Here is an 11,998-nt window from a genome sequence, read left to right as displayed (position 1 = left end):
GGGCGAATAGATAGGTCCTCAATCCACCCAGAACGGCCTCGAAGACAGCAAGCGTGACGAGACCGGCGATGACGACGTCGAGCGTGCTGGTGCCCCGGTTGACGAGAACCTTGTCCACGAGAACCTGGAAGGCAAAGGGTGTAGCCAGGGCAAAGATCTGCAGAAAGAAGGAGCCAGCCAGGACTTCGGCAAGAATGCCCCGGTATTTGTGCATCACGACAAAGAACCAGCCAATGCCGAACGACTGTCCTCCGTCCCGGATCGTGGCCTTGCGTCGGCTCAGGATCAGAACCCCGCTCCATCGGCCCAGAAAATCCTCGATCGGCTCTACCGCTGGGCGGCATTGCGCGGCGTCGAAGGTGAGCACATGGGTCTCGAGCAGACGCACGATCATGCACAGCTTGTTATCCCGCATCACGGCAAGGGCCGGCAGCGGAATACGAGCCAGACGATCCGGGCGGACCCGTCTGAAACCGGCCTTCAATCCAAAATCACGAAGGAGCCGGATGACCTCAGGGATGGAGAATGCAGCGCCCAGAGCATTGTGGATTTGGACCTCTTCCGCCGCCAGACCCTGCAAACGCAGAAACTCGGTGATCGTACGGATATCGTCTCTGACCTTCTCTGCGGATGCCGGGCCTGGGGCCATTTCAGCAACGCCATCCACAACCGGGCCTCCGCATTTACGGGCGGCACGCGCCCTTCATGTCAGAACATTGCTATATCCTGCTCTGCAACATAAAGACATAAAAGTGAATTTTTGGATAACGCGCAGCAAGATGATGGTGGGCTTGAAGCTGAGATGTCAGCATCGACCCGTGCGGGTGCAGGCGGGCAGTTTTGGCATAGGGTTTTCGGCTGCAATTGCAGCCGGCTTGACTGCCAGCTGGTTTGTCGGCTCTTTTATGACCCGTGGACGCGAAACCTTCGTCGATCCCGCCTTACCCCCATCGCGAGATTTCGACCTTGAGAGCCCGGATGGCATAACCATCGCGGCAACATTCAGACCGGGTCGACACAGCCGTTCCCCATCCGTCCTTCTTTTGCATGGTTTCAGAGCTTCGCGACAAGCCACTGCCGCGAATGCGATGTGGTTGGCTAGCCTCGGCTATGCGACGCTTTCGATCGACCTCCGCGGACATGGCCAATCGACGATTGCGCCTTGCACCTTTGGTCTCAAGGAAGCCGAGGAAGCACGGATAGCCTTCGATTGGCTGAAAAAACGGCAGGGGAATGCGCCCGTTTGCATTATTGGGATATCGCTTGGAGGCGCAGCCTGCCTTATTGGAGACGCTGGCCCTATTCCTGCGGATGCTCTCGTCTTGCAGGGCGTATATTCGGACATACGCCACGCGATCAGAAATCGGATCGCCCGATATATCCCGCGCATCGTCGCAACGCTCCTCGAGCCATTGCTGAGTTTTCAAACTCTACTGCGCCTGGGTGTCTCGCCTTCGCGTCTGGCGCCAGTCAAGGCGTTGTCTCAATATGATGGACCTGTTCTGATCATCGGCGGCCAGCAGGACAGGTCGACCTTGGCTACCGAGACGCGCGCGCTGTATGCCGCCGCTAAAGATGGAGAGAAGCTGATGCTTTCCCCGGACGGTGACCATATCGATATCTGCCGTCTTACGAGCGCCACCTACAGAGATTGCGTGAAAGCGTTCCTTGCACAGACCATCGGTAGTGCGGACATCGGGAATTAGCCCTCTTGGGGCAGACCTGTATCAAAATTAAATTGATGCCTCTCCCAAGTGCCCGTCTCGTGATTGAACGCGCGCTCCTTCCGAGATTTCTACCTACTTCCGATAACCAACGTACATTATCGGAAGTAGGTCAGTGGATACAAAACGGCGGCCAACGGACCGAAAAGCGTACCTCCAAGGCACGGTTTTGATGTGGCGTAGATCATCACGCTGCCTACACGCCCGTGTTCAGTGCAGGTTGTCAGCCTCCGCTCCTTTCCAGACGTCCACAAGATGATCTGCTCCACCTCACGGCGAACGAAGCGTTGAGATACGGGGCCATCTCGCATCTGAACCATGCCAAGATTGGCACAGAGCAGCTTGCACAAATCGCCTAGTCATTAGGGCGCGGTCTATGGCGGCTTAGGCTCAGGACTCATAGCCAGAACATGACGGTAGCGGCGATGCAAATGGCTGAGAGGAAGACGGTCGGGCATTTGTCGTAGCGTATGGCGGCGCGCCTTCAGTCCTTGAGCCGGCCGCACATGATCTCGATACGGTCGCGGCGCCGATATTTGCGTTCGTCATAACTCGCGGGCGTCGTGCGGGATCTCCGGCTTGGAGCGCAGGGTCTGATCCCTCTTTCCTCCAGACCGTCCCTGAACCAGTCGGCATCATAGCCTAGATCAAGAAGGCTTAGGACCCATTAATTTGATCGCGGAAATCTGTTTCGGGCTTTTTGGGGAAACTGGAGCGACCCGCGACTTAGACACAGCCGGACGCTGCTTTTGTTCATAAAAACTATGATAAATAGTGGTATTTGTATAATTGTCATCCTGAAACGTTTTATGTAAACCATGTATATCGTCGTTGAACTTTGATAACACAGCGGAAAAACGTGGAATATCTCTCTGACGGCACATGGCTTGCCAAACTTTCCCAATCGCAAAGGCAAAGGCAAAGGCGACTACTGCCCGTGATGACAATGTGGTGCCTCGCCTGCACACCCGATGCCGCGATTGCGACACCGATCGAGTTATCAGAGCATTCTGCTTCTGCGGCATCAAACACTTATGCGCGTCGGGTTTTGTCTACGTCTGATCATGAAGAGCAGGTAACCGTCACAGTTCGACGTCGCAGCGAGCCTCTTCAGAAGGTGCCTGTCGCCACTTCTGTTTTTACAGCCAAGCAGGCAAGCAGAAATAACGTTCACGATCTGCAAGGTATATTCCAGTTCATTCCCTCTGCAAATTTCCGGACAAGCGCCTCTGCCAAAGACAGAACTGTATTTATCCGTGGAATAGGAACTATCTCCACGTCCCCTGGTGTCGAGCCTTCTGTTTCCACCGTTCTCGATGGTGTTGTTCTGGCCCGCTCGGGGCAGGCAACCGCTGATCTGCTCGATCTGGATCACCTCGAAGTCCTGCGTGGGCCCCAAGGGACCTTGTTCGGCAAGAATGCTTCAGCCGGCGCGATCAACATTGTAACATCTGCCCCGACGGAAGCCTTTCATGCTCATGCTGACGCGTCCTATTTCTCGGGAGACGAATATCGCCTGAGTGCAGGGGCATCAGGCACACTTGTTCCCTCAAAGCTGACAGCGACTGGGTCTTTTCTTACTGGAGGTTACACCGGCAACGTCCGGAACGTGTACAGCAATGAGACCGTCAACGGGTACCAGCACAGAGGCGCCAGAGCCAAAATGGCCTGGACGCCCGATGACCAGACACGTGTCACGTTGGGATTGGATTATATGTATTCCAACGATGCTGTCCCGAACGGCGTGTTCTCATCCAGCTCGCATGTGGCCTACCCTACGGGCATAGTTACTGGTAATGCATCACTGGCACAGGCCCTTGATTCCGAAGGTATTCACCCGTCATCGAACAATACGCGGGTAAGCAATAATACTTTAAGCAAATCGATCGATCACAACGGCGGGGCTTCCATCACACTTGATCGCAAAATTGGCGATTACGCTCTGACCTCTATTTCCGCTTATCGACGCTGGCAGAATACTCAGAATCAGGACTACGATCAGCTTTCGCAAGCTTATCCGTCCCTTCCGCAAGTGGCTGATCATGGCTGGCTAGACTTCTGGCAAGCTTCCCAAGAGGTACGCATTGCCTCACCGAGGGGTCATTTTCTCGATTACGTTGCTGGCTTGTATTATCTTCATACGTCCGATTCAGAGACGTATGATCGGTCGCTGCAGCCTTTGGGCGCAAAAGCATTTGCTGGACATGCACGCTTCGGAACGACAGCGAATAACTACGCGGCTTTCGCCGAAGGCAATCTGAATTTCACAAAGAACTTCAAAGCCATTCTGGGGCTGCGTCTTCTGAGAGACGATCTGACTTATCGCTTCACCCGGACATCAACATCTGTCGCAGCCGTCACAGGTATTCGTCCAGATTACGGAGCGGGCGGTTCAACGGCCCATAATGGTTATGTTGATCGGATCGGTCTGCAATACGATGTTACCCGTGACATCCACGGTTATTTTACTTATTCGCATGGATATAAAGGGCCAGCATACAACGTATTCTTCAATATGCAGAACACCGATGCGAAAGCCTTGCGTCCTGAGCAGAATAACAGCTTCGAAATCGGTCTGAAGTCTCAATTCCTGCGTCGGCGGGTAACAGCGAACCTCGCGGCATTCATCGAGGATTTCTCAAACTATCAGGCAAATTTTCTGGATACAGTTGCAGGTGCGACGGTCACGCGTCTCATAAACGCAGGAACGGTCTCCAGCAAAGGTGTCGAAGGAGATATCAATGCACGCCTCTTTCGCTACCTGACCGTCGGAAGCAACTTTGCCTACACTTATGCAACGGTCGATCATTTCAACTGTCCGACCGGTGCGCCTCTCTCCTGCAACATAAACGGCCAACCCCTGCCCTTCGCGCCACGCTGGAAATTTGTAATCAATGCTGATTATACGCGACCTCTGAATGACCGTTTTACGCTTTCACTTGACAGCGATTACACATGGCAGAGCCGCACCCAGTATTCACTGACGGAGACGCCTGACACTATCCAGAAAGCTTATGGAATCTGGAATCTGAGCACGACCCTCGAGGATAGAAAACATCGTCTCCGCCTCACTCTGATCATGCGCAACGCCATCAATACGCATTACGTCTCCAATATTGGCTATGGCAGCCTTGGCGGCGTCGCGAACTGGCTTCCCCGGGATTATGGCCGATATGGTGGTTTTACCCTTCACAAGGATTTCTGAGCCGATGCGAAGCTGGTTCTCCGTTCCGACAAAGGCTCCAGAAACCTCAAAGGACGGCGGGGCAAAGACAATGCCCGTTTTGTTGCCGTCTCTGCTGTTTCTGATCGGTATCATCGCCTACGCAGACCGGCAGATCATCGCTCTCTTGAAGCCTGAACTGGACCGTGTCTTCGGCTGGACCGCGGCAGACTATGCTTCGATTTCCTCATGGTCGCAGGTCACAATCGCTGTCAGCCTATTGGTCAGTGGAGTGATTGTTGATCGTCTGGGAGTAAAAAGGACGCTAGGTGTCGGGCTGATAGGATGGAGCATTTCGACCATTCTTCATGCCGCCGTTCGAACTGTCACCGGTTTTTTAGTGGTGCGGGTTACTTTAGGGTTGTTTGAAGGTGTGGGCACACCCGCTGGCATAACAGCCATCAGAAAAACTTTTCCTCGCCAGGCACAGGGCTGCGTGATCGGCCTGCTCAATGCCGCTCCAAACCTGGCAGCGATGGGCACGCCACTTCTTGTCGCCTTCCTGTTTCCCGCGCTGGGGTGGCGCGGGACGATTGTCACGATTGGCGCATCAGGCCTGTTCTGCGCTTTTTTATGGTTCCGCTTTGCCCGTGTAGGGAGCGCCGAGGTTTCGGTTCTGGCACCCGGCGATACGGACAAGCCCACGCTTCCCACCTGGCGCATTATTACGGGCTTCGCATTAGGAAAATTTCTCACAGACCCGGTTTGGTGGTTTTTGCTGTTCTGGTTACCCGACCTGCTCCATCGGCACTTTGCGCTTGAACCGTCTTCCATGGGTATCCCTCTGGCAATCGCCTACGGTATGGCAGGGATTGGTTCCATTCTCGGAGGCTACGCTCCTTATCTGCTGATGAAGACGAGCTGCATGCACGAGCCCGCGCGGCGGGTTGTTATGGCGTTTGCCGCATTATGCGTCCTGCCGCTTCCCCTGCTTGCCACGACCCCCAGCCTTGCTTTTGGTATAGCAATCTGCGGACTGACTCTGGCCGCCCATCAGGCCTTCGCCGCCAACTTGTTCGGGTTCATCACTGAATGGGCCCCGTCCCGGATGACTGGGCGTGCGACGGGAGTGGGGGCATTTGCCGGGAATATGGGCGGAGCCCTAATGCTTCATCTTCTCGGATATTTTGCCGCCCCGAATCAGTCGATGACGCCTGTTTTCGTCTACTGCGCCGTCGCTTATATTTTGGGATGGTGCGGCCTCACCTTTTTTGCCCCTGTCCGAAAACTTCGTTCGGGATGCGAAGATCCCCGTCTTAACCGTCCAGTTCCGAAAGCCTGACTATCCGCTTTTCCCGGGCGCTGATCTCTGCCGCTGCTCCAACTTTGACAGCCAAGAGACCATCGGCAGCCGTTACCTGGACGGGAGCACGGCCCGCAGCAGCCTCGATAAACGCCAGTAACTGGAAGTAGGTTGCACCATGATGGTGCCCGGCAGCCAGTACATCATCACGCACTTCGATGCGCTCATGCCGGACAGCCTTGGGTTTGTCGAAAGGAACGCGGGGCGAAAACACCTTGATCCCGGACGGGATACCGACTTCAAGCTTCGCATGATCGCCGATTGCCACGAGTTGCTCCTGCTCTTCGGCTCCTTCTGCAAACATGCATAGGTCAAGCATGGCCCGCACGCCGTTATCAAAGTCGACGATGGTAAAGCTGTTGTCTATGATGTCCGGGACCTGCCCATCATATCGTTCGTCAAGATGATTGACATCGGCCGATCCAGAACAGAAAACACTGACGGGGTTGGCTGACACTATACAGCTCATGAGATCGAAAAAGTGGCAGCATTTTTCGACCATAGTGCCGCCCGTATTTCGGTTGAAACGGTTCCAGTCACCGACCTTTTTCAGAAAAGGGAAGCGATGCTCATGCAGCGCCAACCGACGCAGTTTTCCGATCTTGTTTTCGTGAATATCCGCGATGAAACGGGAAACAGGAGGCATGAACCGATATTCCATGCCCACCCAGAAGATACCTCTACGGCCTGCTGTGCGCGTCACGATATCAGCTGCGTCCGATATGGTAGTGCAAAGCGGTTTTTCGCAGAGGATGTGAAGGTCGGTTTTCAGCAAGGGCAAGAGGTTATCATGGTGCGTGAAATTAGGAGACGCCAAAATTACCGCATCTGCCTCAGTCGTTGCCAGCATGGTGTCTATATCGGGGTAGGCCGGAATATCAGCTGCCTCGTCGTTAAAACTAACCCTCAGGCTTTCTCTTGCCCACGCGATCGAGGAAGGCTCGGGATCAACAAGCGCGACGACGCGCGCGCCCGGCACAAGCGCCAGATTGCGGATGTGTTCCTGGGCCATTAGCCCGGTACCGACGAGAATAAAACGCATCATCTGTCACTTGCTGTTGTTGAGATCGTGAGATTGGATATACAGCAATAAACCAAAGTGGTAAATCTATATATAACATATAATTATAGTGATTAAGGATCTCTGTCGATGCAGCCCTTTCCTGAATCCACCGCATCTTGCGAAGTAAGCTGGTTCTCCGCCCTGTGTGATGATGACTATGAGTTTCTCGGAGTACCCCAAACCGCGCTACAGTCTTCATGGGAGCATTGTCGGGACATCGTTCTCAGCGCTGAGACAGGAGGCTTCGATCGTATCTTGCTTCCGTCAGGATACAGCCTAGGGCTTGACACGATTGCATTTGCCGGAGGCGTAGCTCCGATGCTCAGACGTCTCAAACTTCTAACCGCCATTCGTTGCGGCGAAGTCTGGCCTCCCCAGCAAGCAAGACAGATCGCCACCCTCGATCAGATGACCGAGGGCCGACTCGATATCAATATCATTTCTTCCGATCTGCCTGGAGAAACCTTGGAAAGTGCGCCGCGCTACAGGCGTACGCTCGAGTATATGCATATTCTGCGTGCACTTTTGAACGGCCAGCCCGTCGATATCAGGGGAGAGTTTTACAATCTGTCCGTCCCTCCTCCTCGGTTGGGCGGCTACGGGGGAAAGTCTCCACTATTTTATTTTGGAGGCCTCTCCGAAGCTGCCCGTGAAACGGCAGCAGCGGCAGCTGACGTCTATCTCATGTGGCCTGATACGCTCGACAGGGTGAGAAGTATTGTGAATGACATGCGGGCTCGTGCTGCCCGGCACGGCCGGACATTGAGGTTTGGCTATCGTATCCATATGATCGTTCGCGATACCGAGGCAGAATCACGCGCGGCTGCCTCCAGACTGGTCTCTCGCCTTGACGCCTCCGCCGGTGCCAGCATTCGGAGCCGCTCGCTGGATACTGCGACTGCCGGTGTTATCCGCCAGGGCGAACTCAGGGATAAAGCTGATAGCGAAGGTTATGTCGAGGACATCCTTTGGACCGGCGTTGGCCGCGCACGTTCAGGATGTGGAGCAGCTCTCGTCGGCACCCCGGATCAGATCATTGCCAAGCTGCGTGCCTATCAGGATCTGGGGATGGGAGCGTTCATCTTGTCAGGATATCCTCATCAAAGCGAATGCGACCTCGTTGCCCGACATGTTCTACCCCACTTGAACCATGCTCCCTTATCCCGGTTTAATTGAAACTGCCGCGATGCACAGTGCCATTCGCAAGACAAGGAAAGCCTCATGACCTGGACACCTGCCCCATCCCGTTATGAAACAGCGAGCTTCCGTCGTTGTGGCCGTTCCGGCCTGGACTTGCCTCCCATTTCTCTTGGCTTGTGGCATAATTTCGGAGGAAGCGACGTATTTGAGACGGGACGTGCCGTGATCAGGCGTGCTTTTGATCGCGGCGTGACGCATTTCGATCTGGCAAATAATTATGGGCCGCCTTACGGTTCCGCCGAAGAAAACTTCGGCAAAATTCTTCAAAAAGATTTTGTGTCCCATCGCGATGAGATGATTATTTCCTCCAAAGCAGGATGGGACATGTGGCCCGGCCCGTACGGCAAGGGTGGATCACGAAAGTACCTGATTGCCTCTCTAGAGCAGAGCCTCCAGAGAATGGAGCTGGACTACGTGGATATTTTCTATTCGCACCGGCCCACACCGGATGTCCCATTGGAAGAAACAATGGGCGCTTTGGTACAGATGCACCGGCAGGGTAAGGCGCTCTATGTAGGAATTTCATCCTACGGTCCTGAGCGAACCAGACAGGCAGCAGCAATTCTGAAGGCCGAAGGAGTACCTCTCCTCATTCACCAACCGTCATATTCAATGCTTAACCGATGGGTCGAGGTAGAACTTTTGGATATGCTTGAGTGTCTAGGCGTCGGATGTATCGCGTTCTCTCCCTTGGCCCAAGGGCTTTTGACCAATAAATATCTGAATGGTACTCCTGAGAACTCACGCGCCGCGGCAGGCGACTCTTTTGCTCGGACAATGCTGTCGGACGAGAATATTGCGCATGTCCGCGCTTTGCACGATATCGCACAGAAGCGAGGTCAGTCACTCGCGCAGATGGCCATCGCCTGGATTTTGCGTGACCCCCGCGTTACGTCCGCCCTTGTGGGAGCTCGAAACGTTCAACAACTGGACGATTCACTGAATGCGTTGCAAAATCAAAGTTTTAGCGTCGATGAGTTGAAACTGATCGATCAATATGCCCGCGAGGGCAATATCGACTTGTGGCGTAATCTATCTGATTAGATAAGGGCAGATGTATCGTATTGATTAGTTAATGATTGCATCGATGCAGTCAGGTTTCTCAGTTCTTTGTCCTGTCCTGTAGCCCATGCCACGGCGTTATTGCATACTTGGGCTCCCAGGGATTGAGCAGCACATCGACGCACTTCGTTTACCAGCTATGATTTTGCGTCCAGCGGCCTTCATGGAAAACTTCTCGAGCATGATCTCCCGGATCACTATGCTCATCCGTGATGAAGACCTATCTGAGGCCGGATCAGGCCATGCAGCTTGTCTCGGTGCAGGATATGGCATGGTTCGCTGCAGAGGCGTTCGAGAAACCTGATCAGTACCTTGGTCGGGCCATTGAGCTTGCAGGCTACAGCGTGACGGCCCGCTCTGCAGTGTCGTCTCTCAGGCGGGCAGGCATCCGCCCTACCCGCGGCTTTACGATCCCCTCTGTCATGCGAGCGCGCCTGCCCGAGGACTTTCGACTAATGTTCGAGTGGATCGCCCGAGACGGCTTCAAGGCTGATATTCCCGCTCTGCGGCACGAGTACCCGGTATTGCTCACACTCGAGGACTGGGCGCTGCAACGCGCGTAGGATAGCCGCCAACGTCTGTCGTAGTCTGACGATCGGATCGGACGACAATGCGTAGCGAGATAAGATTGCCGATAGGCGAAAATTGGCGGCCTTCCGCCATTTTTCCTACTTCCGTTTCTTTTGATTATCGGAAGTAGCTTGGGGTGAGGGCAAAACGGCGGTGGATGGCACAAAATCCCTCTCTCAGAGGCGTGGTTTCGACGCGGCGCAGATCGTCTGTCTGCCTGTACGGCCGCGCTCAAGCTCGGATATCAGCTTCCGCCTCATGCAGGTCCATCGGTCTTAATGTGGCGTAGATCATCGCACTACCGACACGATCGTGCTCAATGCAAGATGTCAGCGTCCGCCCTCATCTCGGCCATAAGCAGAGCCGTTCCAGTTTCGGTAAAGCGGACGGTCTGCAATAGCTCTCGCTACCCGTCGCTGCCCTCGTCCAGGCTTCTGATTGCTGCATGTGCAGCTGATCAGGAGAAAGTATCATGGAAAAGAAAACGCGTTTTCCATCGCCTACGCTGAAGGCGTCCGTGCCTTGGAATGCAGGAAAAATGGTTGGTGCCAAGCGGGCGCTCAAAGAAAAGCATGTCTGGGCTATTCGGCTTTGGCTGGGGAGCGAACAGCGTGTCAGGGACAGAGCTTTGTTTGATCTTGCTCTCGATAGCAAACTCAGAGGCTGCGATCTTGTCAGCCTTCGTATCGGCGACATCGTTACCAGCGGTCAGGTGCGCCACCGAGCCATGGTCGTCCAGCAGAAAACCCGGCGACCTGTGCAATTCGAAATTACAGAAACAACGCGAGAAAGCGTGCGGGCGTGGCTGGAACATCGAGGTGGTGGCTTGAATGAGTATGTTTTTCCAAGTCGCCTAAGCGCCAAAGCTCACCTGAGCACAAGGCAATACGCCCGACTTCTGGATCAATGGGTTCAGGCGGTGGGACTGATCGCCGGGGAATATGGAACTCATTCGCTCCGCCGGACTAAGGTTGCCATGATTTACAAACGAACCGGTAATATCCGAGCCGTGCAGATCCTGCTGGGTCATTCAAAACTGGATAGTACGGTTCGATACCTTGGGGTGGATGTCGAGGACGCTCTGGCTCTGTCGGAAGCCACTGATCTCTGAAACAAACATGCCTCAGGAATTCTCTACCTCCTCCCTATGTGTACATGTTATGATGACACATGGGGAGGAGACCATGAGCCAGCATCTTTCAGATAACGCACCATTACCACAGAAGATCGGTGTTCGGGAGTTCCGGGGAAACCTGACAGCGTATCTGCGTCAGGTCAGGCAGGGCAGTACGATCTTGGTGACGTCTCATGACCAGGTCGTAGCCGAACTGCGGCCGCCAGCCTCTTCCTATCGCCCCCGTCGTCAACCCGGCGCATTGCGCGGACGGATCAGAATAAGCGAAGATTTTGATGAGACACCGCCGGACCTTCTTGAAAGCATGGAACGCGACCTGTGAAGGTTCTGCTTGATACGCATGCGTTGCTGTGGTGGCTTTCGGACTCCGACCGGCTGGGTGAGACTGCACGGGAAATCATCGCAGACCCGGTTCACGATATTCTGGTGAGTATCGTGTCACTCTGGGAGATTGCGATCAAAATCCGTATCGGAAAGCTGGATGCGGATATGAACGATATTCTAGCAGCCATTCCTGAAGAAGGTTTCTCGCTATTACAAATACAGACCGAGCACCTACAGATCCTGATGTCTTTGCCTCTGCATCATCGTGATCCGTTTGACCATCTCCTTATGGCGCAGGCGCAAGCTGAACACGCCACATTTCTTTCGGATGATGGGCAAATGGATCACTATTCTATTGAATTAATCCGTTGCGCCTGAGATTATGAGCGGAATG

The 11,998-nt window shown here is 54.3% G+C and carries 10 protein-coding genes and 2 pseudogenes; 9 read left to right on the top strand and 3 right to left on the bottom strand.

Features of this window, described 5'->3' with window-relative positions:
* Nucleotides 1-667 (bottom strand): annotated as a pseudogene (locus F3J08_RS15370) (hypothetical protein); the annotation flags it as partial.
* A 112-nt stretch (nt 668-779) separates the two neighbouring features.
* On the opposite strand from F3J08_RS15370, the gene F3J08_RS15365 reads away from it, so the two are divergent.
* On the top strand, nt 780-1,706 hold the full coding sequence (locus F3J08_RS15365) for an alpha/beta hydrolase (RefSeq protein WP_166931271.1): 927 nt from the start codon (nt 780-782) through the stop codon (nt 1,704-1,706).
* A 415-nt stretch (nt 1,707-2,121) separates the two neighbouring features.
* Here the strand turns inward: F3J08_RS15365 and F3J08_RS17275 are convergent.
* Nucleotides 2,122-2,391, bottom strand: a pseudogene (locus F3J08_RS17275) (transposase); the annotation flags it as partial.
* A gap of 192 nt (nt 2,392-2,583) precedes the next feature.
* On the opposite strand from F3J08_RS17275, the gene F3J08_RS15360 reads away from it, so the two are divergent.
* Nucleotides 2,584-4,929 (top strand): TonB-dependent receptor, encoded by a 2,346-nt coding sequence (locus F3J08_RS15360; protein WP_370458752.1) that lies wholly within the window; start codon nt 2,584-2,586, stop codon nt 4,927-4,929.
* Nucleotides 4,889-6,229: an MFS transporter gene (locus tag F3J08_RS15355; RefSeq protein ID WP_240149397.1), complete on the top strand. Its 1,341-nt coding sequence runs from the start codon at nt 4,889-4,891 to the stop codon at nt 6,227-6,229. Before F3J08_RS15360 ends, F3J08_RS15355 begins: the two co-directional genes overlap by 41 nt.
* On the opposite strand, the gene F3J08_RS15350 is transcribed toward F3J08_RS15355, so the two are convergent.
* Entirely contained in the window at nt 6,204-7,295 is a 1,092-nt protein-coding gene (locus F3J08_RS15350; RefSeq protein ID WP_240149396.1) for a Gfo/Idh/MocA family protein, read from the bottom strand. The genes F3J08_RS15355 and F3J08_RS15350 overlap by 26 nt on opposite strands.
* 105 nt (nt 7,296-7,400) lie before the next feature.
* On the opposite strand from F3J08_RS15350, the gene F3J08_RS15345 reads away from it, so the two are divergent.
* The 6 genes from F3J08_RS15345 to F3J08_RS15320 all read left to right on the top strand — a co-directional run bounded on the left by F3J08_RS15345 (nt 7,401) and on the right by F3J08_RS15320 (nt 11,982).
* Nucleotides 7,401-8,489 (top strand): LLM class flavin-dependent oxidoreductase, encoded by a 1,089-nt coding sequence (locus tag F3J08_RS15345; protein WP_166931269.1) that lies wholly within the window; start codon nt 7,401-7,403, stop codon nt 8,487-8,489.
* Nucleotides 8,490-8,534: 45 nt separating this feature from the next.
* Nucleotides 8,535-9,557, top strand: a complete 1,023-nt coding sequence (mgrA, locus tag F3J08_RS15340; RefSeq protein ID WP_166931266.1) for an L-glyceraldehyde 3-phosphate reductase — start codon at nt 8,535-8,537, stop codon at nt 9,555-9,557.
* Nucleotides 9,558-9,784: 227 nt separating this feature from the next.
* Nucleotides 9,785-10,138 carry a hypothetical protein gene (locus F3J08_RS15335; protein ID WP_205207072.1) on the top strand — a complete coding sequence of 118 codons (354 nt, stop codon included), beginning with the start codon at nt 9,785-9,787 and terminating at the stop codon, nt 10,136-10,138.
* A gap of 479 nt (nt 10,139-10,617) precedes the next feature.
* Complete coding sequence (locus F3J08_RS15330; protein WP_166931263.1) at nt 10,618-11,256, top strand: tyrosine-type recombinase/integrase; 639 nt, start codon at nt 10,618-10,620, stop codon at nt 11,254-11,256.
* A gap of 7 nt (nt 11,257-11,263) precedes the next feature.
* Nucleotides 11,264-11,602, top strand: coding sequence for a type II toxin-antitoxin system Phd/YefM family antitoxin (locus tag F3J08_RS15325; protein ID WP_010512391.1), 339 nt, complete (start codon nt 11,264-11,266; stop codon nt 11,600-11,602).
* A complete protein-coding gene (locus tag F3J08_RS15320) occupies nt 11,599-11,982 on the top strand; it encodes a type II toxin-antitoxin system VapC family toxin (RefSeq protein WP_166931260.1) in 384 nt (127 codons plus the stop codon). Before F3J08_RS15325 ends, F3J08_RS15320 begins: the two co-directional genes overlap by 4 nt.
* Nucleotides 11,983-11,998 lie beyond the last annotated feature (16 nt).

It is taken from the genome of Asaia sp. As-1742 (assembly GCF_011753235.1).
Lineage (GTDB): Bacteria > Pseudomonadota > Alphaproteobacteria > Acetobacterales > Acetobacteraceae > Asaia > Asaia bogorensis_B.
Note: the sequence above shows the minus strand (reverse complement) of the source record. Positions and strands in the feature narration are given on the sequence as shown.